Raw genomic sequence first — 23,216 nt, 5'->3', positions numbered from 1 at the left:
AAGTTAAATAAGTTGTTTATTAACAAATAACAATCAACCAAACCGATAACCCTTACCATAAACTGTATGGATCAGGGGGGCGGAACCCTTAATTTCGATTTTGCGACGCAACAAACGAACTAGAGCAGCTAAATTGTTACTTTTTGGGATTTCCTCGGATGGCCACAAATGTTGATAAATTTGCTTGTGAGATAATAATAGACCAACATGGCTCATGAAGTACCCTAGCAGTTGACTTTCTTTTTCCGATAGCTCAATTGGGTGTCCGTGGCGATAAGCAATTTGATTGTTTAAGTCTAATTCTAATTGTCCAACCCGTAACCGCTGGCTGGGATGGGCATCAGTCGCAGCAGAACGCCGAAGCAGAGCCCGGACTCTAGCGAGTAACTCCCGCAGTTCAAATGGTTTAACTAGATAGTCGTCAGCACCAGCATCTAATCCCATGACTCGGTCATCTACAGTGTCCTTGGCGGTTAGAAAAAGAACTGGGGTAGTGGCGTCATGCGATCGCATTTGTTGGCAAATTTCTAACCCAGAAATGTGCGGTAGCATCCAGTCTAAGATTAACAAGTCATAAGCGCCAACGCAAGCTAATTCATTTCCTGACGCCCCATTATAAGCCACATCTACAGTGTAACCTTCACGAGTTAATACCCGAGACAGGGGGTCAGTCAGCTCAATTTCATCATCTACTAATAGGATACGCATTTTTTAGCGATTAGCAATTAATCGATTTTGTTGATAGTTGACGGTTGACGGTTCACTATCAATAGGTGCGACCCGAAGGCGCGCGCCTTGAGCTAATTTAATTCGCCAAGGTCAAGCGCACCTAAGTAAAAATTATACGACTTACGCAGGTACTCTATCTGTAGCGTGGGTTATTAACGAACTTGTAAACACCCAATTTATTGATAAATGGGATCAGCTACTTGATATACTGTCTTAGTTAAGATACAGTTAATCACAAGGTAATTATCATTTAAAGGCTAGAAAGACAAACCAGTATGGCTTGGGCATTGGTTACAGGTGGCACCAAAAGGATTGGTAAAGCGATCGCATTAGACTTAGCGAAACACGGCTATGATCTAGCGATTCATTACAACAGTTCTCGCCAAGACGCGGAAATCCTAGGGAAACAGATCCAGTCCCTAGACCGAAATTGTCGGTTTTACCAAGCTGATCTAACCTTTGACCAAGATATGCTCAATCTTTTGCCAAGGGTGAAAGCAGATGTTCCTGAGCTTGATGTGTTGGTGAATAATGCTTCTATTTTTGAACCAGCAACCCTAAAAGAAACGGAACTTGACTTGTTTGACAGTCACTTTGCTGTAAACTTTAAGGCTCCGTATTTCTTTACCCGTGATTTTGCTCGTCTTTATCAAAAAGGGAACATTATCAATATTATTGATACCAGAATCAACAAGAATGATTTTTCCTATTCTGCTTATACATTAGCTAAGAAAGCCTTGGCTAACTTAACCGAAATGGCAGCTTGGGAATTAGCTCCAAATATTCGAGTGAATGGAATTTGCCCTGGGTGGATTTTACTTCCAGCCGGGGCAAGTGAACAGTATATCGAAAAACTTAGACAAAGAGTACCCATGCATAGCCAGGGCAATGAGTCGCAGATTTGTCAGGCTGTTCGCTATTTGCTCTCTAATCAATTTGTTACCGGACAGTTATTATTTGTAGATGGTGGTCAACATTTGTAATCAACTGTAAGCCCTAAGCTTTTCAATTATAACTGATATCTGATAACTGATATCTGATTCTGCTAGCTGAAGGCACCTCAAGTAGCGTGGGCGTAGCGCATCAGCTGATGGCTGATAGCTTACGGCTGATAGCTGACAATAAACTTAATCAAGACTAGATACATCAAAGATATGACACAACTTACTGATATTACATCAATAAAAGTTAATGATTTCGGGAGCAAAAAACAACACAGTTATGTTGAAGCGCTGCTGGAGATAAAAAATTTAAGACTCAGAACGATAATTGGCTTTAATGACTGGGAAAGAAAAACTAAACAAGATGTTGTGATTAATATTAAGGCTGGCTTTACCCCAGGAAATTCTACAAAAAGCGATCGCGTTGAAGATACCCTAAATTATAAAACCCTAACTAAGCGTGTAATTAAAGCAGTGGAAGAAAGTGAGTTTAATTTACTAGAAAAGCTAACCCAGATGATTTTAGATATTGTAATGGAAAATCACCGGATAATATGGGCTAAGGTTAAAGTTGATAAACCTTTTGCTTTGCGATTTTCCGATTCTGTGTCTATAGAATTGAGTGCTAAACGATGAATGAAGTGGTAGTGAATGAAGTGGTAGTGAATGAAGTGGTAGTAAGTGTTGGCTCTAACATTGAACCTAATAAAAATGTAAAGCTAGCAAAAGATAAATTATCAAAAATTGATAATTTTGTTAATGAATCTCGATTTTACCTAACAAAACCCATAGGCTTTACTGATCAACCGGATTTTCTAAATGGTGCCTTTTTAATTCATACAGAAGACGGTTTTGAGACCTTTCGTCAAAAACTTAAACAAGTCGAAATTGACCAAGGGCGGGTTAAGCAAGAGGTGCGACCCGTGGCGAATTTAATTCGCCAACGGAAAGCGCACCTACCCAATAAAAATGGACCGCGCTGTATAGATTTAGACATTGTGGTCTGGAATCGAAGGATTGTTGATCCTGACTTTTATCAGCGGGATTTCATTAAAAAAACTGTGCTAGAGCTGATTCCTGATTTAAACGTTTAACAAATAACTAATGACTTACCCCCCGGAATCATAAGTATTCAACAGGTGCGACAATCAAGCGAATTTAATTCTTAGTGCTAAGAGCGCACCTAAGGACATGATCGGGTTGGTGATAATTTGAGGAGCACGGGCTTCTATAATTGAGCTTCTACAGGTATAGTTGATCTGATCAGTGAACTAATTGACCCCCTGCCAAAGCTCCCGAAGCTCCTTATATGATTACCATCGCATTACCCAAAGGCGCACTCCTAAAAGACAGCATCAAGCTACTGCAATCCGTTGGCTTAGACTTTAGTACCTTCCTAGACTCCGCCAACCGCCAACTCCAGATTCAAGACCCCAGTCAAACTGCTCAAGCTCTACTGGTACGAGCTCAAGATGTACCGGTTTACGTGGAATATGGTCAAGCTCAGTTGGGGATAGTTGGTTACGATGTGCTACGGGAAAAAACCCCGGCAGTGGCTACTTTAGGTGACTTACACTTTGGTTATTGTCGCATGTCATTGGCAGTTCGTGCAGCTAGCTCTTATCTAAGCCCTTTGGATTTGCCAGCTCATGGTCGCGTAGCCTCCAAGTTTGTTCACTGTGCTCGGGAATATTTCAATAACCTGGATTTGCCAGTGGAAATTATCCCACTCTATGGTTCTGTTGAACTTGGTCCGATTACTGGGATGTCGGAGGCAATTGTGGACTTGGTGTCCACAGGTCGTACCTTGAAAGAGAATGGCTTGATTGAAATTGACATTTTGTATGAGAGTACAGCACGACTGATTGCCCATCCCATCAGTTATCGCCTCAATACTGATGGTATGAACAATTTGATTGAGCAGATTCGAGACTTGACTCAGGTCAGTGCTGAGTCCTTAGTGAGTTAGTTATGAGTCTTTAATCAGTAGGGTGCCTTATTAACGCACCCTTACAACTAGAGTTATTCCGTAAGTACTGTAGAGTTGTTTAGCATAAACCTTTACAAAGTAATGCGACACTTATAATATATGATAAATGACATAAAAATAATCATAGTGATTAACTAATAAAGTCTCAATATGATTCATATTAGTTGTCAATCTATCTATCAAGAATAGCATTTTTTTATAAAATTAGTACGCCTCATCTTCTTCATCTCCCCTCTCCCTATAGTTGCCTATAGACTGTTACCTCACTAGACACTTTCGGGAATTGTATGGATAAGTGCCGCTAACCAGTTTTCCTGATACTGCCCCATAAGCAGTGCTAATTGTCATGGGCACTCAAGATGTGTTCTCAACTGTGTGCTCATAATCATCTCAACTAAACGAGACTCAAGATGAAGGTAAAAAATACGTTAATTGCTGCTGCAACTGCTATGGTTTTGGCTTTTGCTTCAGGGTTAAATGCTCAAGAACCAGTTATTGGTGATATCAACACCGGATCAGAATTGATTACCTCGGCAATTCAAGGCTTAGCTTCTAACAAGCAAATCATTAATGAGTGCGGTAAAGAGTTAATAATTGAAGATATTACTAGTGTTACTCAAGATTTACCTAATATCGAAGCCTACCCTACACTAGGAGAAATTCAATACAGGATTTCCTTCACACCTGGAGCTAATACTAATCCTAGCTACTGCGCTGGTAGCTTCAAGAGTCGCATGAAGTTAAAATTAAACGGGCGATACCTTAATCCTAGGGGTGCAGAATTATTATCTACTCCCAACACTTATGAATTTCGATTCATGATACCAGGTCAAGAAAACACTCAATTGTAAATTCAGAATGCCTAAATTTTATATGATACTACATTAATAAAGTACTCTAGGGTACTCTACAAACTTCTTTACAATAAAAGAGGTAAACCCTGTAGAGTATGGCATGGACTGGCAAGAGATATCTGGTAACTGGGTTTTAATCCCCAATCGTCCCACCGGGATTATCCATTTCCTGGGTGGGGCGTTTATTGCTACAGCACCCCACGTAACTTACCGATTGTTACTGGAAAAATTAGCAGCTCAACGGTATGCAGTGATTGCGACACCGTTTGTGAATACCCTCGACCATATTGCGATCGCACGAGATGTACTCAACCGCTTCGAGACTACTCTAAATCGCTTACAGGTAACCAATGTTTTAAGGAAACGGTATCTACCCATCTATGGTATTGGCCACAGCATGGGGTGCAAACTGCATTTGTTGATTGGCAGCCTCTTCAGTGTAGAGCGAGCTGGTAATATCTTGATTTCCTATAACAACTATTCCGCTGACCGTGCCATTCCCTTTGTGGAACAGTTAAACCTAAATCCTATCTTCCAGGTCGAGTTTACTCCCTCACCCCAAGAAACTAACTATCTGATTACTCAACGCTATCAAATCCAGCGTAATTTACTGATTAAATTCACTGATGACGAGATTGACCAAAGTGTTAGCTTGACCCAAACCTTGCAGAAACGTTTTCCAAATATGGTTGCCCTACAGCGGATACCAGGAAATCATTTAACACCTTTAGGGCAAGATGTCACGTTAAACCCAGGAGCAGTTTTTACCCCATTGGATGCCGTAGGTCAGTGGGTCAAGCAAGAAGTCTATCGCGATTTAAATCGCTTGCAACGGGAAATTTTGCGATGGTTGAATCCTCTAGCAGTGGCCTAATGTTGAAGGTTTAAGGTTGAAGGTTTAAGGTTTAAGGTTTAAGGTTAGTAGGTTCAAGGTTAGCTGGTTCAAGGTTAGTAGGTTCAAGGTTGAAGGTTAGCAGGTTGAAGGTTAGCAGGTTGTTCGCCTTTGGCGTTCGGTGTAGGGTAGGTTGTCTGTCAAAATGCAGAATGTAGAATGCAGAATGTAGAATTCTAAATTCTAAAATGTTGTTCGCCTTTGGCGTTCGGTGTAGGGTAGGTTGAATCTTGAAAGTAGACACTTAACATTCAACTGGCCTATTGACTGACTAATCACTTGACTAATCACTAGGATCAGGTTTCGTCAGACTCTAGCACTGTGGTAGATTCCGACAACGGAACAGTTTTCTGTGAACTCGAATAATCACTATCGGGCATGGTTTCCTCCTCTAGCACTGTGGTAGATTCCGACAACGGAACAGTTTTCTGTGAACTCGAACAGTCACTATCAACCATGGTTTCCTGTAGTGCTGGCACGGTGGAAGCCTCAGATTCTAGCACTACGGATGACTTAGGGCTACTAAACGAGAATGTTGGCAAGGTTGTGGTTAAAGGTTTCAGTGCTTCTAATACCTCCTGAGCCGACTGATAGCGACTTCGGAAGCTATAGCGCACCATTTTGTTGACCACTGTAGCTAATTCAGGACTGACCTGTGCCTTATCGAACCAAATTACTTCTCCAGTTATGGGATCTGTGGGTAATTTGCTAGGAGGTATGCCAGTAAGCGATCGCACAGCAATCATACCTGTGGCATAAATATCACTGTTAAATCTTGGACTACCCACAGCTTGTTCATTAGGCATATAACCTTTAGTACCAATGCCCACTGTGAAATTAGTCAGGTTTCGTCTTGGATGCAATTGATTAGTAATTTGTTTAACAGCGCCAAAGTCAATTAGCACCAGCTTGTGATCTAATTTGCGCCGAATTAGATTATCGGGTTTAATATCTCGGTGAATCACACTGTGACTGTGGACAAACTGCAATACCTGTAGAATATCTACCACTATGGCAATGACGTTGGCTTCAGGAAGAGGTTTCTGTGGTAACTCATCGCTGAGAGGATGACCATTAATGAACTCTTCAACTAGATAAAATTCTTGATTTTGATCAAAATAGGCTAACAGCTCAGGTATTTGGTGATGTTTGCCCAACTTTTCCAGAATTTCTGCTTCGGTGTGAAATAACCGTCGAGCCAGTTGCCAGTGTTGAGGATTATTGCTAGCAGGTTTGAGCTGCTTGACCACACAGGTCGGATTTCCCGGTCGTTGGGTGTCTTCAGCAATAAAGGTTTCGCCAAATCCTCCAGCACTAAGTCGTTTGATGATTTGATAGCGTCCACTTAACTTAGTAGCAAATAGTTCCTGTTCCGTTTCCTCCAGCAAATTGCGTAAATCATCCTGTCCAGAGATAATTTCTTGGACAATCGGCGCAGAAACGTAATGTTTGAGAGTTTGGCGTAGTTGCTGTTTATTCTTCAGGTCTTGCATTGCTCCCATAGCGCTACAGAAAATACCACTGAGAGTCATGCTAACTAAAGGCACTGCTGTAGGCAAAATTAGCCGCCCATACACGAAAAATAGATAACTGATTCCTCCCCAAGTGATTACCCCGAGCACTGTCCAGCCTAGGCAAACTTGCCATCGCTTAATCCGACTGAATAAGTACCTTACTACCGTAACCCCTAAGAAGATCAACACTCCTCTGTGGATAGGATTGGGAATTGCTTGGACAATGGCACGACCTTCGAGTAGTGTTGCGATCGCATTAGCATTGATTTCCACCCCAGCCATTCTGTCGGACACAGGAGTCCGATGAAAATCTGGTAATGAGCTAGCAGTTGGTCCAATTAACACAATCTTGTCTTGGAAAGACTTACCATCTTCTAGGCGAGTGTGCCAGCGATTATCGTCTAAGACATACCAGAAGGGAATAGATGGAAATACATCCGAACCGTAGAAGAAAATATTCTCTGCTTTGGGTTTCGTCCTCAGTCCTGAGTCTTGAGCAGCTGCCTTCGCGTAGCGTGGCCTTTTGGCCAAGGTAGCCTCGTTAAAGGAAGGTACTTTAAAAATCAGCTGATTAGATGTTTCTGCCAATTCTGGATTATTCTTAGCCCAAACTTTGGGATACTGATTGGCTAGACGATAGATTCTGCCATCCGGCTCAACAGGATAATTAATCGAACCTACAGATAGCTGGGGTGTCTCAAACAAAGAATTTGGCTTAACTAGCTTGATAGTCTCACCTTCAACAGTTTCGTAAGTCTCATACATAGCGGCCAGAGTAACCTTTTCGCCATAGTTTTTTAGCACCTCTCTCAACCGTTGATCATCTGCCTCACCGTAACTACTGGGACTATCTAACACAAGACTAACCGCGACAGACCTAGCTCCGGCAGCCATCAGCCGCTCAATCGCTGTAGCATAAGCAGCTCGTTTCCAAGGCCAGCTTTTGATAAGTTCTAAATCAGTTAGTGCTTGAGACTGATCATTAGAATAGGATTGATTTAAATTCAGAGACTCCTCATCAATTGCCAAAATCACTATATTGTCTGGGGGAGTCACCGGAGCCCTAAGTTGGAAAAACCAAGCTTGGGTTTGTCTTTCCATCCGTTGCACTCCCTCCCAATCACGAGCCGTTGAAATTGCTCCGAATAGGGGAAAAAAAACAGCTAGTATAAAACCTAATCTAGCTGGATTTAACCGAGTGTTATGCTGTGATGATGTATCTTTATTTGTAGAAATATCTGTATACTGAGTTGGTGTATGGGAAGGAATAATCTTCCCGAACCACCCCCTAGGATTAATAAACATTTTGAGTATTTTACTCGTTTATTATCTATAGTATCGAAGCAAATTTATTAGCTGCATAAAGATTATTAAAGCCTGTTTGAAAATTTGCTTAAGGAGTATATAGCAATTCTCATAGCTATGAGGTACAAAATTTCGGTATTTTAGGGAACAGCGGATCACCGGAACAGGGAACAGGAACCAACCCCTAACCCCTCCCAGGAGGGGAATAGGTAATAGGGAATAGGGATGCGCTGCATCAATACAGGGAATCAAAGTCAAAGAATACTGTACCTCATAACTGCGATAAACGCTATAACCTAAACAGAACTTACCCCAAACTGCGTACCCTCATCTCTACGTAGTAGTAGAGTAGAGTGCCTGATTAAGGCACCCTACAGGTAGAGTCACTGCCCAATATCATGTCCGGGAGCATCGGTATTGTAAAGGTTGGGTAATTGGTAATTGGTAATTGGTAATACCAATTTCATCTCGCCATCTTCCTACTCCCAGCTCCGAAGTCCCAGCTCCGAAGTCCCTACTCCCTACTCCCTACTCCCTACTCCCTACTCCCTAAAACCATTGAGAACTACTATCAATGAAATTGATATTACGTCATCCCAACCCGTTTGGTTCTTAGAGTAACATTAACCCCTTCAGTGGATTGCTCCAATACTAATAATGGCGTTGGTTTTGCCTTTTGATCCCAACGCATGCAAACAATACGTCCTTGAATTGTTGGTTGCCAGGTATCATTGTCCGCATCTGGACTAAGAAATGTTTCAATACAGTCAATAATTTGGCTAACGGTTGCCGAGGTGCGTTGAGTGGGTAATTTCATTAACTTAACTTGAATGCGGAAAAGCACTCCCACACTGCGTTTACCTCGAATTTCAGTCTCGTACTTAACATCAAATATTTCATTAATTTTACGACCTGACGTACTAGCAACACCGATAACATTTCTAGAGTCTTGAGTAGGTCGTAATGCTATACTGATTAACTGTTTTATTCGAATTTTAATTTGATTGATAACTCCAAAGTGGAATACCTCTTCTTCCATTCGCATTCTGAGGTAGTCCAGATTAAATTCCCGCGAGTGAACCAAATCGGGATTGGATTCCATTTTCCGGATGGTATTAAGCGCCAGCTTTAACTTTTTTCGGAGATCAGCAGTTTTATACTGCTCCAATTTGAGCTTTTTGTCCTTATCCTTGAATTGCAGCTTACCATACACTACTAATCCAATCACCACTAAAGCTAGTCCAATAGACACAAAAATCCAATGATTCAAATTCCCCAGTTGCCCAGCAGACCCAGACGTATTGGGAATGGTAGATGGAGGTGAGGATGCAATTTTCACAGGTACAGAAACCTCAGTCCGTGATTCTCTGAAGATGAGATGATGGGACATAATCACTATCGAATAAAACTCAAAACCTCTTAACTATAAGGAACCAGAGAGAGTGTCTTACACTGTCAATTTTGCCGGAGCGGTGATCATTTCGCCATCCTCTTACAATTGGTGCAAGTTTTTCTGCCTTAATCTTAGCTCCATAATTCGAGTTGTTGACGATGTTTTTGACTTTCTTTTGGAACCCTTTGTGCTTCTCCTGAGAAGGAGAGCTACGGAAATTTCCCTTGTCCGGTGCAGGGGTGGAGCTTCCAGCCATATCCATCCATCGGTTATTAGTTTCGATTAGTTAGTCTTTGGGTACTAACCTATATCATAACCTGGTGTTCGCCACCAGTTTCTAGCTATAAGGAGGCGAACTAGCTCAACCAATCATCCAGAGGTTTTCCTCAGCAGAAGCGTCCCAAGGATATAACGGGCTTTCCCCACCCCTACGGGAAGGCATCCAAAGCATCTATAGTATTGTGCCAAGTATTGTGGCAATTTGGGTAAGCCATTGAAGCCTTTTGCATGAAAGCCTTTTGCCTTAGTTTAGTAATAGTGTTGCTATCGTGGATTACCCAAAGCCCAACTTAAGGAACAATTTCAAGATACTCTATAGCTTATGTATGTAAGCATTCAGCTAAGGCCGATTGGCGCTATAGCTGATCTGGGATAAGGCAATAGCTTAGCTATTTAGAACAAGGATGCTTTGCTCCGTAACGTTGCTTAGTAAAATCAATCGGTTTACCCCAAACAACGTGGAGATAATATGCCCCACGATACTTTAATTTACCGATAGCTTCCGGTAAAAGCACACCGTTGAGCTTTGGCTGTCGCCAACGGACACCACGATACTTACCAACAATTTTTTCGGATTTCATCTCAAAATTTACCGGATCATTTTCATAGGTAATACCACGGTAAGTGAATTTCATTATTTTATCCTCTTAATTGTTTGTTATATCTGTAATTGATCACTCCAAGTCAGAGCCTATACTTAGAGAATGCCCGAAAGTTAGACTAACGGAACAGTAAGCATTCAGCCTAGAGCTATCAGCTATCCGCTGATTGAAGGTTGTCCAAGATAACTCATGTACTCGCTCCTCTCAGGAAAATTTCTAAGTTTTGCTTGATTGAAAAACTGACGGATTTTGTGCTGATAGCTCAATGCTTACAAGTAACAAATCTGGTTGACTGACTTTACTCCTAAAACCCTTGATTTTATGTAGAGAGCAGTTGAGGAGTAGCGAAACCAAAGCAAATTATTGCCAAGGTTGGTTTCACTATGTTAAAATAATCCCTGGCAGAGAAAAAATCACTCAACCAGGTAAAAAATTTACCGAAACAGCAATAAAATTGGCGTTGCTGAATTAAAGAATGAATGCGCGATTATCTGGTTTTATGACAGCCCCCTAAATCCCCCAAGCGAGCAATCCCTCGCTTGGGGGACTTTGAGAGTTTTGTTCCCCCCAAGCGAGCAATCCCTCGCTTGGGGGGCTAGGGTGTGTTTTCAAAGTTTTCCGCAAGAATAGTAGATCCAACTCACACCTTCCCTTATTAAGGGGGGAGCCATACTCAAAGTCCCCCTTTTTTAAGGGGGATTTAGGGGGATCTCGGAGTTTGAAGACACGCCCTAGGGGGGCAAAACCATACCCAGAATCAGCAACGCCATAAAATTAACTATCATCCTGACGGTGCGCTTTCCAATGGGCGAGTAAATCCCCCTTGGGTCGCACCGCAAGATCCCCAAGCTGCTGTAGCTTGGACTATCAATCAGGCTTGCTCCCTTAGCTACCTTCTTATTGCTAAGTTCATCATCAGGACATTATAAAATTTGGCTATAGGATTTTCCGTTGAAAAACCAGCGATTAGGGCATCTTGCTGATAGTGTGGCAGTACGTTCCCGTAGCGGCTCCAAAGGAGCATCGCATAACTAAGGGTACATAACCCCCGCCATTACCTGTCTTTTTCTATTTGGTATTATCCTTAAGGATTAAATAAACTGCCCAAATCCCCATGGCTCGCAAATAGTGACTAGCCCGGAATGTCCCTGCTGCTGTAATTGCTTCTGGTGTCCTAAATTGCAAGCCATGATCGTAAACCTGCCTCACCACTGCTTCAGTTATACGTAAAGCTTCATCTTTCATGCCTTGCTGAATCAGAAATGCTGCTAATCCAAAATTAATTCCTGTCCACACTTCCATCGGATGAGTGGCATCGGGATCTTCTGGTGTGCCATCGGGTCTGACTCCATTAACTGCTCCGAGTTGACCCTGATGGAACTTTAAAAAACAGGCATCATAGACAGTCTTGAGGGCTGAGAGAGTACACTCTGGTGGCACAATATCCGGTAATCCCAGTAACTGAGCATAAAATTGACCACACAACTGGTCTGCCATCACCACATCTGAGCCACTTTCACTATCTAGTTGATAGTACTGCCCATTCCACAGCTTTTCTTGATAAATTGGCATAGCTTGTGCTAACCACTGGCGATAGCAGTCAATGGTGTCTTGAATGGAATCTAGCTCAGGTACTTCTACGAATGGGGATGTTGGTGGATAATTTTTGGTCAGAATTTCTCCAATTGCGATCGCACTCTCCAAGGCCGCTAACCACAACCCCCCACAATAAGCACTTACTCCCTGCAATCGCCAATCATCAAAGGTCTGATCTGGTGCGCCATAGTTTTCTGGTATCCCATCTCCGTCTTGGTCAAACCTCTTGAGATAAGCCAGTGCCTTGACAATGGATGACCAGCACTCCCACAAAAATTCTATATCTGTAGCGCTATAGAAAACAAAATCCCGATAGACTTGTAAAACAAAGTCACTGGCTAAATCCTTCCACTGGTTACAATCCTGGTAGCTAGTATAATTAGTTTGTTGCCAAGGATGCTCATTAGGAGCTCCTAGATCATGGGGAGTAGCATCCGCAATTTTACGTACAGCTTGAGCTTGGTTGTATCCAATAATACGCAGTGTTTCATCGCTGGTCGGGATAGCTCTGGCAAAGGCTTCTAGCACCGCTTTATCCAGTTTCGGCCACAGCATTGCTAGGGCAAAAGAACCATAGAGCCGCACATCCAGGCTTTCGTACCAACGGTAATCTAGACATTCTAATACACCAAACTGTCCAATTGGGTCAAGTTCAGTTGCTGCTGTCCAGAGAGTACCGCCATCCGTGAGCAAGTACAGCTCATTAAACAAGGCCATCTTGAACCAATTCGGTAAATCTTCCTGATTTAAAATCGGTTCTTGCCATGATTCAATTTGTTCTCGCCACAGATCATGGTGCTTGAGAGCAGTGCGCACCATCGGCCAGCCATTATTACCGTTGCGTCCAAAAAAGTCCGTGTATCTCCGGTAATAGTTAATACCTAATTTAAATTCCGTCACCGGGAAGTCCCAAGCCAGGATAAAGGGAATTTTGCGGGTTTTACCTGGACGAAGAGTGAAGCGAATTGCGATCGCGCAGGCAATTTGTTCTCCTGGTGCCGCTGGGGTTTCATCTTGATGGTCTACCAAGCTACCATCCGTAGCAAAGGTATCCCAAACCTCAGCACCATCACCAACTGGATTCCAGCGACCGTGGTAGAACACCTCCATACTGGGATTAGTAACTGTAGCCAGGCACAATTGCCCTTCCCCTTCTTTAATATCATCCCCCAGTCTCACCCGGTCTAGAACAAATCCGACCCGATAGTGATCCACAATCCACTGATTCAAATTCCCGGTACTATCTCCCCACCGAGGCTGGTACTCATACACCGGACTACCATCATCCCTTACCCGCACCTCGGGATTTTTAATCCCATTGGTAAACCAACCCACCATATTCTGCCAAGTGAGCATGATGCTAACGGTAATCGGGGTATCAGTAGGGTTGTGAGCCGTCCACTCAAACACCGCCACCGGGTAACTACTTTCCTGATAACATCCTGCCCAAATCGGAGAAAACTGCTCACAGGTTAGTTCAGTCTGAAAGACATTTTGATAGGTAAACCAACTGCGAGGATACAAAGCATAGTAGTGACCAGAAACCTCTGAGCTGTTTTCCTCACTTTTGCCTTGGGTTGGATACCATTCCCAAGAGCCTAGCTTACCATCCTCTGGTGGTTGAGTGCATAAAGCATAAGCCTGGGCTAGAGAATGCTCTGGTTGCTCAAATACACTAAATTGACAAGCGGGGAGGCTTTTAAAGATGTGTTCTCCCCCATCCAAGTGCCATAAATTAAAATCTCCTCGGGGAGAGCGACCAATACAACCAGCCCCAAATCCCCCCAAGGGCATGCCGTGCCAAGGCCCATCATCAAGATTACTTGGGTAACGAACAGTATAAGGGTTATCCCAGCCTAGTCCCAGGGGACGTTGCCAGCTACACTCAGGAATTTTTGGCCGTGGTGGTTGATAGATCATTACAGGGACACAAATCAGGCTATTGATTTTATAGTTGAGCTTTCTTCTAAATACTCCAAGGTTTTAAGCAGACGAACTGCTGAGTGATAGGCTTCTTCAGTTAATTCCTGACGTTCCTGAGGGCTATCCACTAGGTCATTAACCACTAACTGCAAGCAAACAATCATTGGGGTCAGGTGAGTTCGCACTTCATGGGAGGTCTTGACTAACTCCTTTTTGATGACATTTTTAACCTCTCCATTGCTATTGTGCTCAAACTGCATCTTGTACAAACGAGAGTAGTAACCTTCCTTGTTAAGCAGTTCCTCATGGGTACCAATTTCAACCACTTTCCCTTTGTCCATAACCACGATTTGGTGAGCTTTTTGGATCGTGGACAGTCGGTGAGCAATCACTACCGTTGTGCGATCGCGACAGAGTTCATCAATAGCTTGTTGTACTAGCCGTTCGGAAACCGTATCTAAGGCACTGGTTGCTTCATCTAAAATTAAAATATCTGGATTCCGCAGCAGTGCCCGAGCAATGGCCATGCGTTGGCGTTGTCCACCGGATAACATTACACCGCGATCGCCTACTTTGGTATCAAACCCTTGGGGTAATTCCATGATAAATTCATAGGCATTAGCTCGTTTGGCTGCTGCCATAATATCTGCCTCGGTAACATTTTTCATTCCATAAGCAATATTGTTGCGCACCGAATTATTAAATAAAAACGTATCCTGACTAACAACCCCCATCGCTTGTCTGAGGGAACGGATATCGTAATCCTTCAAATCTTTGCCATCGATAGTGATTCGTCCTTCAACTGGGTCATAAAATCGTGGCAACAAATCTGCCAAGGTTGACTTACCGGCACCGGAAGCACCTACTAATGCCATAGTAGTGCCTTTAGGAATCGACAAATTAACCCCATTGAGTACCGAATCCTGATGACCAGGATAGGCAAACGAGAGATTTTCAATGCGAATTTCTTGGGATAGCTTGGTGTAGATATTTTTGCCATTGCTCATGATCGGTTTGTTGTCTCGCCGCAAAAAATCAGCCACGATTGCTGTACTAGCAGACACATTAGCAAAGCGACTTCTTTGCCCATTCAACTGACTGATTACTGGTAACAAACGGAATAGTAAGAATAAATAAATCCCCAAAACAGTAGATATCGCTTCTATTTCTTCTGCTGAACTATCTTTCAACAGGAGATTTTTCCCCACAAAGACGATGGCTAAAATTGCCAATATTCCCGAGACTTCATTAATGGGGTTAATTGCCGCAAAATTAGCTTGGGATTGAAATTCAGCCTGTTCACGTTCATCAATAAATTTTTCAATCCGTTGATATTCATCTTGTTCATTACTAACTGATTTAATTAACCGAATTCCTGTTAATATTTCTAGTAATGATCCTGAATATCCTCGGGATTTTTCTGAGAGAATTTTACCAAATTTTTTAGAGCGCTTAACAAAAAATTGATTAAAAATAAAAACGCCAAATAATAGAAGGCTTGTTGCAATAGTGAGTTGCCACGATATCGAGATTAGAAGAAAAACAAATACAAAAATGGTGATAGCCGTCGTAAATAATTGGATAGCAATTCTAATGGCATTTGCGGCTCTACCAATTTCTTGACTAATCCGATTTATAATATCACCAATTTTGGTTTTGGCATAAAAATCTAGATCCACATCCAGGAGTAATTTAATCCCTTCTTTACGAAAGGTATTAATTAATTTTTTGGATAAATGGGTAGACACTAAGATATTGACATAGTTAGCTACATTTTTCAGGACAATGGCTAAGAGCACTACCAGTACCATGAACAGCAAGCGATCGCCCCCTTCAAAGCCTTCAAAAAAAGCCATGGTTTTCTGAATGATAGGCGGGGCTTTGCTTAAATCTAGTTTCTTTTGACCTAAAAATTCCAGCACTAACGGCACAATTATGGTTGTACCGACACTATTAAACATGGCACTGGAAAATCCCAGCAGGACAGTAAAGACAATCAAGATAGGATGCCGTAGTGCGTAGCTAAGGAGTAATCGATTAGGAGACATGATTACTGTTTTTTTTATTGTTGAGTGTTGACTGTTGACTGTTGGTATAGGGGAAGACTTACGTATGCTCCATTCAAGCATAAACAGTCAACAAAAAAGCTGTTAGTTAAAAAAGCTGTTAGTTAGTGATCCAAATTATATTATGTTGAACAGCGTAGCAGATTATAAATCAGCAATAACATCTGCAAGAACTGCCGCCATGGCATCAACACTATGGTATTTTACACATAGCTCCCTGGCTTGAAGTCCTTTATGATTGGCAACATCTAGATTCTGAAATATCTGTTGAATCCCCTCAGCTAGTTGTTGTGGCGAACTAGGCTCAACCAGATAACCGGTATCACCTAAAATTGTTGGGATATCCCCAACACGGGTAGACAAAACTGGCTTAGCCATTGCCATACCATCTGTCAATTTTAAAGGAAACTGAGCTCTAGCCGCCAGAGTATCTCGCTGGGGAACCACCACAATATGAGCCGCTGACACGACCTCTGGCATTTCTTCGACTGGGGTTCTGGGCAATTTAAGAATCCAACGTCCCCATTGTTTGATCAGTTGTTGATCATAATCATCATAGGGACTGCCTCCTACAATCACCAATCTTAAGTCTGGCTGATTGAGATACTCTAGCGCTACTAAAACATCTTCAACTCCTTTGTGGGGTCGTGGCGCACCAGGAAACATTAATACCCGATACTCCGATAACCCATAACGCTTCCTGCTCAGTTCTGGGTCATAGTGCTCGGGGTCAAACAGATCGGTATCTTTACCATTGGATAGATAGACACCACCGAAGCGTTCCTTGAGAAACTGAGTATCTATAGTGATAGCGTCCGCATAATTGACCAAGTTTTCTAGCCATTTGATATAGAGGGGATGGTCTGGATATCTCAATTGACCATCTTTGGTAATAATATCCCTACCGAACTGTTTAAGGGTTGGACGATACTGCCATTGGTCCCCACCATACCAACTTAGCTCCCAATCATCCATATCTAGAATGATTGGACGACGGCTAGTAAACTTTTTCAGCACAGACAGACCAAAACTGGTGGGTTTGGGTTTTACGGCATAGATAATATCGCCATCTATCTTTTTTAACAGGTCTCGGCCAGCGGTTAAGACTCCAGGATATTTACCACCAGGGACGGAAGTAATGGTAAAACCAGAAGGAGGAGTGGCATATAACTCCTTCCCAAACATAAATCCCACAATGTCTATGGCATAGTTGAGCTTTTTCAGGACTTGTCCGAGCAAAAATGCCCGGATAGCACCACCACCGGACAAGTCACTGACAACTAGGGAAACTTTTTTGTTCATCGGATTTTGATAAAACTGGTACACGATACATGGTGATCAACCTCTCGTGTGAAAGTTATTACTCCCCTTGGGTTTAGCAAGATGTCCCAATTACCACGCACTAATGCTCAAGACAGAGGGAGTCGGGAGCTTGTAGGGTGGGCAAAAACCATTTGATTCTTTTGAGTATTCATGATTAGATTACTTTGCCCACCCTACTAATGGTCTAATGGTCAAAACAGAGGAAGTCGGGAGTCGGGAGTCGGGGTAACAAAATTGAATTTACCTCATAATTATGGAATTGTCCGATAATCTCAACTCGGGAGCTATTCGGAAGTGCTTACCAGCTAAACCCAAGCGTGCTAAGGGTCAAATCTCAGGAAGCCCTACCTAATGCTGTCGATTTAGGTGGGGTGATTGACACTTTGCTAGATAAACACTTTAATCAGTGAAATGCAAAATGGCGCATAGAATCAGTATTCCCGTTTCAACTGCTATAATCTCAGGTGTGATCAACTATCAAGCTTTCCACACCCTAATCTAATCAAACAAAAAATCGACGAACGACACTAGCCCCTAAAGCGTTGAACGTTTCAGGGGTGTGGTAGATGGAAATTTATAAAATAGGTAAGAAGGGAAAGAAAGCAAACAGAGGGAACACAGGGAAGTACAGGTTTATGATTGCGGTGCGACAATCAAGAAAATTTAATTCGACGACTGTAAGCGCACCGGTACATCCAGCCAATTGGTAAAGCTGTCCCTATGTTCCTACTCCATCGTTTGATTAGGCGATAATAGTTAATCTTTAATTATACCCTACAAATAACGCCTAAGGCGAACATTCTTAATTCTTAATCCTTTATCCTTTATGCGACGGGAACTCTAAGGCCAGCATCCTTGAACCCATGGCGCTTCTGATGCCATTGCCAGGCGTTGGATAAGATGGTGTTTATATCGGAATACTGGGGATACCAACCCAGAAGTTTTCTGGCTTTGTCACTACTACCGACCAAAGCGGGCGGATCACCAGGACGGCGATCGCATTCTATAGCTTTGATGTTTTGTTTTGTGACAAATCTGGCTGCCTCAATCACTTCTTTGACTGAGAAGCCGTTGCCATTGCCTAAGTTAAAGATTTGACTATCCCCACCCTTTAACAAATAGTCCAACCCCAAAACATGAGCAGAGGCTAAATCCTTGACGTGAATATAGTCCCGAATACAAGTTCCATCAGCTGTGGGATAATTGGCACCAAAAATGGAGATCGACTCCCGTTTACCTAAAGCAGTAAGCAGCACTAAGGGGATAAGGTGGGTTTCGGGAGTGTGATCTTCCCCTAGCCTACCCTCTGGGTCAGCACCAGCAGCATTAAAATAGCGGAAGGTTACGGATTTTAAATCATAGGCGGTATGGAAATCCGATAGAATCCGCTCTACCATTAATTTACTCGCCCCATAGGGATTAATTGGGTTTTGGGGATGATCTTCTGGAATCGGTACAGTTTTTGGTACCCCGTAGGTAGCACAGGTAGAGGAAAAGACTAATTTTTTAATTGATGCTGCTACCATAGCTTCCAGGAGTGTTAGTGTCCCGGTGACATTATTGCGGTAATATTTAGCCGGGTCAGTGACCGACTCTCCCACATAGGCATAGGCAGCAAAGTGCATTACTGCACTGATATCATAGTCTCTAAAAAGATTGTCGAGTAATACCCGGTCATTGGTATCACCGACAACTAGCTTCACCTTTAGAACATCTTCGACTATGTCTCGATGACCATAGACTAAATTGTCTAGAACCACCACGTTGTAGCCAGCTGCCAAGAGTGCTAATACAGCATGGGAGCCAATATATCCGGCTCCCCCTGTAACTAGCACAGTTGCTTTGGATTGCGACACTTGAATACCTCGCTAGTCTAGATTTTTGCTTTTACCAAATTATTCCCTGGGATTGCTTGTAATTCCGCAAATTTGGGTAAAATAGTAATCCCATATGGAGATGCCAGATTTGATTTGGTGATGCTTGAACCTAATTGTGACGCAATAGTCAAGCTGATTCATTATTCCGGTTAATTATTCTGGCTTCAAGCCCCACCTCCTAGCGGTAAGGGGGTTGTGGGATTCAATGCCTGTCAGATGCGCTTTGACAACAGTTAAAACAATGTCCCATCCATCAGGATGCTCACGGGGAAGTGCTTATCTAGTCTGGGATAAGGTAGTATTTCTGAGATAATCACAACCAAGATGGATGTCTTAAGGAAACCCTGAGGCTAATAACGGCTAATAACAAAGGCTTGGTTGTCATCCCACACTTTCGAGACCGGAAAGTGTGGGTAGTTATCACTGTGCGTCCCTAATCAAGTAACTTGACAATCAACTAATTTCACACGACCAGTCTGAACATGATCAAATATCCGATTAATCTGGTGGCGTTCTGCGTCGCTTATATTGTAATCGCAGAGGAAGGCACTCGTCAGCTGTAGATACTCTTGACGGCTCAATTGACCCCTGGTAATCATCTGGTTTACCATTGTCTCTATGTCCAGGTTGGATTGGCGTTCAGGTGTAGACGCCACAGATTTATGCTTTAGTCGGTGGGAAATCAAAAATGGCGATTCTGGGGATAGAGCGATTTTCATGATTATTTAGCACCTCTGTATAATTCAATCGAGCCAACCTGAATGGTTAGGGTCAAAGGAAGTATTGTGAGTAAAGAATAAATTTTGATGCTAGAAAAGACAGTTGACTAGGAACCTCCTTGACCATTTACTCTCTGTACCAGGCAAGCTGGCAGTGTCTTTACCCGTTGCTCTTTATCATGACACCGCCATTACAAGCAAGATATCACAGCAAAGAAAGAAAAAAAACACTTAATTATTAATGCTACCGACTGATTTGCTAATTAGTAGACAAAATGGCGAAGAAATCATTCCCAAACGGTTGCTGATTAACAATCAGACCTGTGCTATGGCAGCTGAGTTAATCCACTGCTTTATTGAGGCTACTGGTAGTACCCAAGGGGAACTAGACCGTAAGTTGTTGGATTGGGAAGGAGATAGCCCTGACTACCGGGTTAAACGAGGTTTAGCCCATATTCTTAAAACGAGCTTCAGTACCTTTGAAGTTGTTAGCCCCATAGACCCTAAGGCACTCCGCCAACGAGTTTTTGCCCTGGCGGCTCAATCTGTTCCTAGTCGCCAGGCAACTCAGACTACTCTAGAAAGCCTGAGCACTGCTTTATCTGAGGAATTAAACCAGGAAGTGTTGCCTGAGCAAATTTCTAAAGGACTTTATGCGGATTTACAAGAAAATCGTATTCTGACTCAATTCGATCACCCAGCACCAGAGGCATTACTGCATCGCTATAATTTATCTCAAGTTCAGGGTATTTTTTATCGGGCATCTGAGATGACTCTGAATGCTCATCGGAATGTTCCAGGGGAGTATAAGCTATTAATCCGCTATTTGAAGTTGTTTCAGCTGATGACTTACATTGAAGGGGATGCGGACCATGGCTTCACGATTACTATTGATGGACCGACTAGTTTATTTAAGCCGAGTACTCGCTATGGTTTAGCGATCGCAAAACTGATTCCAGCCTTACTACACGTTACTAAATGGAGTCTCAAGGCTACCTTACAAAGCCGTGACTCTTACAGCGGTACGATCAAGACGGGGCATTTTAGCCTTAATGACCGCTGTGGCTTGGTGACTCACTATCCCCCTGGTAAACCTTACGACAGTATGTTAGAGGCTTCCTTTGCTAAGCGTTGGGAATCTCAGAAAACTGAGTGGGTATTAGAGCGAGAAGTGGATTTAATTCCTATTCCTGGTAGTGTGATGGTGCCCGACTTTCGGATTGTTCATCCTGATGGGCGAAATTTCCTATTAGAAATTATTGGTTACTGGCGTCCAGAGTATTTAAAGAAGAAATTCGCTCAGGTGCGCAAGGCCGAATGTGACAATTTGATTCTGGCGATTTCGGAACGGTTAAATTTGGATAAAGCTGGGGTTACGGTGAAGAATTTGCCAGCTCAAGTTGTTTGGTTTAAGGATAAACTTTCACCGAAAGCTGTGTTGGAGCTTTTGGAATAGTTTGGGAAAATGTATTCTTGTTAAGTGCGTAGTGGAGTGACCATGTTAAATTAGTGTAATAGAGCCAGGGAGCGGTGAGAACCATGGGTAGAGGAAGACGGGACAAGATGGCACTGAGTACAGAGCATTGGCATTGACTCGAAGCAATTAGCCGGATTGACACTCCCATCACTAAATCTTTCGCGTAGCGTGGCCTTTTGGCCAAGATTATAGTGAGGGATTCTTAAGAGTATAAAACCCTTAACGGCTGAGCCAAACAGCCTCTACACCCTCCGTTCAAATCATTGGGCTTACTTTTTCAAGGTTTTTATTGGTTTATCCTTCTAGCAGAGGCTTTTCAGCTTGCCGACCGGCACCTAAAAGGTCCATTAATATACGATAATCCTAGCATAGATTATCAAAAAGCGCAACAGATCCAGTCTCCAATTCCCCTCCCGCTAACATGCGCGGGTATAACGGGAGTCCCCTTGGAGTTGAATGATGGACAGGCACCAGCCCAAAAAATCCTTCATGCACAAATCTTTTTGATGTCCGATGAAGGAGAGCTGGCAATCGAGTTCATGGACAGATAACGAAATCCCTCAAGCTCTGAATCGGCATCGCAACACAGTGGGTCGAATCCGCCAGGGATTTCTAGAGAAAGGGGAAGCGCTAGCATTGGAAAGATTTGCGAGAAGAAAGCCCCCGGTCATTGGTGACAAGTTAAGAGAAAAAGCCTTTTGTCAAGAGGGGGGATTGCCTCAGGGTTCAAGTCGTGTGAAACTCAGAACAGACAAGTAATTGAGCCATGGTGAATCCTGATGAGCGGCCACCGAAAAACCCACCGAGACCATGCCAAAAAGACCCAACGTCCGTGAGCTTCGGTATCGCTAACAGGGTAGCCATCACTACCGCCATCAGCTACAGCAATGTAGAGCAAGCCATAATCATCATCCCCTGGTTTAGCATTGGGATTAAAGCCCAATTGTCCAACATTATGATCTGGGTAAGGCTCTTCAATGCGCAAAATCTCACGGGATGTTCCGACAAAAGTATTGCTAGAAGGGTTTGTTGCCTTCCACTCGCGAATTACATCGTGGTGGGCACTTTCGATAATCTTCTTGTTACTGTCAATAATTGGTTTGGTAACGGGGAAGTCAGGAGTACTGCCAGTTTTAACTTCGCTAGTTACAGTATAAAAAATTCCATTCTGAGCAAATTCTGGATGAAAAGCAAAATAAGCGAAGCCCTGTTGAGGAGTTTCATAAGTAAAGTCTGCACAAATTAATTTTTTCAGATTCATATAAACAGTAGCAGTGCCGTCAACAATGACATACAACTTGCCACGCATATCGTTAACAAATAATCGTCCGCTACCATCTCCTGCATGGGTAAGCAGGTTCAAGCGAGCAGCTTTGTTTCTTCCAGTTCCACTATTGGGAATTTGAACAACTTCTTCCAATCCCACAGAGAGTTCTGACTTTTTAATTTGCTCGGGAATGGGATCGGTTATCTGGGCAGAAGAAATCCTGCCAACAGCAAAGATGACCAATAATAGTGATAAAATAAAACATAGAAGGCGATTTTTTTTCATAGATACATAATATTAATGCCCCTAAGTTAAGAGCGCGGACGCTAAAAATATAATAAATCCAAAAATACGAAACCCCTTGTTATAACTAGCTTGTGAGACTAGATTGTGAGCAATTTAGGTTGGAGTCATGGTGGCATAATGTGGTTTTTTGTATGTTACAGATCAAGGCACTGGTTGCATAATT

General features: G+C 42.8%; 19 protein-coding genes and 1 pseudogene. 8 read left to right on the top strand and 12 right to left on the bottom strand.

What is annotated here, in order from left to right:
• Positions 1–33 precede the first annotated feature (33 nt).
• Positions 34–708 carry a two-component system response regulator RppA gene (rppA, locus tag LYNGBM3L_RS27895; protein ID WP_008189315.1) on the bottom strand — a complete coding sequence of 225 codons (675 nt, stop codon included), beginning with the start codon at positions 706–708 and terminating at the stop codon, positions 34–36.
• A gap of 296 nt (positions 709–1,004) precedes the next feature.
• Here rppA and LYNGBM3L_RS27890 point away from each other — a divergent pair, with 296 nt between their 5' ends.
• From LYNGBM3L_RS27890 to LYNGBM3L_RS27865, 6 genes are all read left to right on the top strand, one after another.
• A complete protein-coding gene (locus LYNGBM3L_RS27890; protein ID WP_008189312.1) occupies positions 1,005–1,712 on the top strand; it encodes an SDR family oxidoreductase in 708 nt (235 codons plus the stop codon).
• Between the two features lie 171 nt (positions 1,713–1,883).
• Positions 1,884–2,306 (top strand): FolB domain-containing protein, encoded by a 423-nt coding sequence (locus LYNGBM3L_RS27885; protein ID WP_008189310.1) that lies wholly within the window; start codon positions 1,884–1,886, stop codon positions 2,304–2,306.
• The gene (gene folK, locus LYNGBM3L_RS27880; RefSeq protein ID WP_008189308.1) at positions 2,303–2,764 is read left to right on the top strand and encodes a 2-amino-4-hydroxy-6-hydroxymethyldihydropteridine diphosphokinase; all 462 of its coding nucleotides are present in this window, start codon (positions 2,303–2,305) and stop codon (positions 2,762–2,764) included. The genes LYNGBM3L_RS27885 and folK overlap by 4 nt, the downstream gene beginning before the upstream one ends.
• A gap of 215 nt (positions 2,765–2,979) precedes the next feature.
• The gene (gene hisG, locus LYNGBM3L_RS27875; protein WP_008189306.1) at positions 2,980–3,639 is read left to right on the top strand and encodes an ATP phosphoribosyltransferase; all 660 of its coding nucleotides are present in this window, start codon (positions 2,980–2,982) and stop codon (positions 3,637–3,639) included.
• A 431-nt stretch (positions 3,640–4,070) separates the two neighbouring features.
• The gene (locus tag LYNGBM3L_RS27870) at positions 4,071–4,511 is read left to right on the top strand and encodes a hypothetical protein (RefSeq protein WP_008189304.1); all 441 of its coding nucleotides are present in this window, start codon (positions 4,071–4,073) and stop codon (positions 4,509–4,511) included.
• A 103-nt stretch (positions 4,512–4,614) separates the two neighbouring features.
• Positions 4,615–5,388 (top strand): DUF1350 family protein, encoded by a 774-nt coding sequence (locus tag LYNGBM3L_RS27865; RefSeq protein WP_008189302.1) that lies wholly within the window; start codon positions 4,615–4,617, stop codon positions 5,386–5,388.
• A gap of 31 nt (positions 5,389–5,419) precedes the next feature.
• Here LYNGBM3L_RS27865 and LYNGBM3L_RS41975 read toward each other — a convergent pair whose 3' ends face one another.
• From LYNGBM3L_RS41975 to LYNGBM3L_RS27820, 10 genes are all read right to left on the bottom strand, one after another.
• Positions 5,420–5,650, bottom strand: a complete 231-nt coding sequence (locus LYNGBM3L_RS41975) for a hypothetical protein (RefSeq protein ID WP_075873598.1) — start codon at positions 5,648–5,650, stop codon at positions 5,420–5,422.
• Between the two features lie 52 nt (positions 5,651–5,702).
• The gene (locus LYNGBM3L_RS27860; protein ID WP_008189300.1) at positions 5,703–8,225 is read right to left on the bottom strand and encodes a serine/threonine-protein kinase; all 2,523 of its coding nucleotides are present in this window, start codon (positions 8,223–8,225) and stop codon (positions 5,703–5,705) included.
• 586 nt (positions 8,226–8,811) lie between these two features.
• Positions 8,812–9,615: a hypothetical protein gene (locus LYNGBM3L_RS27855; protein WP_008189298.1), complete on the bottom strand. Its 804-nt coding sequence runs from the start codon at positions 9,613–9,615 to the stop codon at positions 8,812–8,814.
• 19 nt (positions 9,616–9,634) lie between these two features.
• Entirely contained in the window at positions 9,635–9,874 is a 240-nt protein-coding gene (locus LYNGBM3L_RS27850; RefSeq protein WP_229414744.1) for a group II intron maturase-specific domain-containing protein, read from the bottom strand.
• 412 nt (positions 9,875–10,286) lie between these two features.
• A complete protein-coding gene (locus LYNGBM3L_RS27845; RefSeq protein ID WP_008189294.1) occupies positions 10,287–10,532 on the bottom strand; it encodes a DUF4278 domain-containing protein in 246 nt (81 codons plus the stop codon).
• A 1,035-nt stretch (positions 10,533–11,567) separates the two neighbouring features.
• The gene (locus LYNGBM3L_RS27840) at positions 11,568–14,015 is read right to left on the bottom strand and encodes a GH116 family glycosyl hydrolase (RefSeq protein WP_008189290.1); all 2,448 of its coding nucleotides are present in this window, start codon (positions 14,013–14,015) and stop codon (positions 11,568–11,570) included.
• A gap of 14 nt (positions 14,016–14,029) precedes the next feature.
• Positions 14,030–16,066 (bottom strand): ABC transporter ATP-binding protein, encoded by a 2,037-nt coding sequence (locus tag LYNGBM3L_RS27835; protein ID WP_008189288.1) that lies wholly within the window; start codon positions 16,064–16,066, stop codon positions 14,030–14,032.
• A 162-nt stretch (positions 16,067–16,228) separates the two neighbouring features.
• Entirely contained in the window at positions 16,229–17,386 is a 1,158-nt protein-coding gene (locus LYNGBM3L_RS27830) for a glycosyltransferase family 4 protein (RefSeq protein ID WP_044495134.1), read from the bottom strand.
• Between the two features lie 845 nt (positions 17,387–18,231).
• A complete protein-coding gene (gene galE / locus LYNGBM3L_RS27825; RefSeq protein ID WP_044495096.1) occupies positions 18,232–19,263 on the bottom strand; it encodes a UDP-glucose 4-epimerase GalE in 1,032 nt (343 codons plus the stop codon).
• Between the two features lie 458 nt (positions 19,264–19,721).
• Entirely contained in the window at positions 19,722–20,003 is a 282-nt protein-coding gene (locus tag LYNGBM3L_RS27820) for a hypothetical protein (RefSeq protein WP_008189281.1), read from the bottom strand.
• A 241-nt stretch (positions 20,004–20,244) separates the two neighbouring features.
• On the opposite strand from LYNGBM3L_RS27820, the gene LYNGBM3L_RS27815 reads away from it, so the two are divergent.
• Both LYNGBM3L_RS27815 and LYNGBM3L_RS47960 read left to right on the top strand, forming a co-directional pair.
• Positions 20,245–21,459 (top strand): DUF790 family protein, encoded by a 1,215-nt coding sequence (locus tag LYNGBM3L_RS27815; RefSeq protein ID WP_008189279.1) that lies wholly within the window; start codon positions 20,245–20,247, stop codon positions 21,457–21,459.
• 479 nt (positions 21,460–21,938) lie between these two features.
• Positions 21,939–22,146 (top strand): annotated as a pseudogene (locus LYNGBM3L_RS47960) (helix-turn-helix domain-containing protein); the annotation flags it as partial.
• 76 nt (positions 22,147–22,222) lie between these two features.
• Here the strand turns inward: LYNGBM3L_RS47960 and LYNGBM3L_RS27805 are convergent.
• A complete protein-coding gene (locus LYNGBM3L_RS27805; RefSeq protein ID WP_008189274.1) occupies positions 22,223–23,032 on the bottom strand; it encodes a PQQ-dependent sugar dehydrogenase family protein in 810 nt (269 codons plus the stop codon).
• Positions 23,033–23,216 lie beyond the last annotated feature (184 nt).

The sequence above is a fragment of the Moorena producens 3L genome (assembly GCF_000211815.1).
Classification (GTDB): domain Bacteria; phylum Cyanobacteriota; class Cyanobacteriia; order Cyanobacteriales; family Coleofasciculaceae; genus Moorena; species Moorena producens.
Note: the sequence above shows the minus strand (reverse complement) of the source record. Positions and strands in the feature narration are given on the sequence as shown.

Bases quoted from the DNA above. Each gene is read 5' to 3' on its own strand.
- rppA (WP_008189315.1), bottom strand. From the start codon at position 708: ATGCGTATCCTATTAGTAGATGATGAAATTGAGCTGACTGACCCCCTG.
- LYNGBM3L_RS27890 (WP_008189312.1), top strand. From the start codon at position 1,005: ATGGCTTGGGCATTGGTTACAGGTGGCACCAAAAGGATTGGTAAAGCG.
- LYNGBM3L_RS27885 (WP_008189310.1), top strand. From the start codon at position 1,884: ATGACACAACTTACTGATATTACATCAATAAAAGTTAATGATTTCGGG.
- folK (WP_008189308.1), top strand. From the start codon at position 2,303: ATGAATGAAGTGGTAGTGAATGAAGTGGTAGTGAATGAAGTGGTAGTA.
- hisG (WP_008189306.1), top strand. From the start codon at position 2,980: ATGATTACCATCGCATTACCCAAAGGCGCACTCCTAAAAGACAGCATC.
- LYNGBM3L_RS27870 (WP_008189304.1), top strand. From the start codon at position 4,071: ATGAAGGTAAAAAATACGTTAATTGCTGCTGCAACTGCTATGGTTTTG.
- LYNGBM3L_RS27865 (WP_008189302.1), top strand. From the start codon at position 4,615: ATGGACTGGCAAGAGATATCTGGTAACTGGGTTTTAATCCCCAATCGT.
- LYNGBM3L_RS27860 (WP_008189300.1), bottom strand. From the start codon at position 8,225: ATGTTTATTAATCCTAGGGGGTGGTTCGGGAAGATTATTCCTTCCCAT.
- LYNGBM3L_RS27855 (WP_008189298.1), bottom strand. From the start codon at position 9,615: ATGTCCCATCATCTCATCTTCAGAGAATCACGGACTGAGGTTTCTGTA.
- LYNGBM3L_RS27850 (WP_229414744.1), bottom strand. From the start codon at position 9,874: ATGGCTGGAAGCTCCACCCCTGCACCGGACAAGGGAAATTTCCGTAGC.
- LYNGBM3L_RS27845 (WP_008189294.1), bottom strand. From the start codon at position 10,532: ATGAAATTCACTTACCGTGGTATTACCTATGAAAATGATCCGGTAAAT.
- LYNGBM3L_RS27840 (WP_008189290.1), bottom strand. From the start codon at position 14,015: ATGATCTATCAACCACCACGGCCAAAAATTCCTGAGTGTAGCTGGCAA.
- LYNGBM3L_RS27835 (WP_008189288.1), bottom strand. From the start codon at position 16,066: ATGTCTCCTAATCGATTACTCCTTAGCTACGCACTACGGCATCCTATC.
- LYNGBM3L_RS27830 (WP_044495134.1), bottom strand. From the start codon at position 17,386: ATGAACAAAAAAGTTTCCCTAGTTGTCAGTGACTTGTCCGGTGGTGGT.
- LYNGBM3L_RS27820 (WP_008189281.1), bottom strand. From the start codon at position 20,003: ATGAAAATCGCTCTATCCCCAGAATCGCCATTTTTGATTTCCCACCGA.
- LYNGBM3L_RS27815 (WP_008189279.1), top strand. From the start codon at position 20,245: ATGCTACCGACTGATTTGCTAATTAGTAGACAAAATGGCGAAGAAATC.
- LYNGBM3L_RS27805 (WP_008189274.1), bottom strand. From the start codon at position 23,032: ATGAAAAAAAATCGCCTTCTATGTTTTATTTTATCACTATTATTGGTC.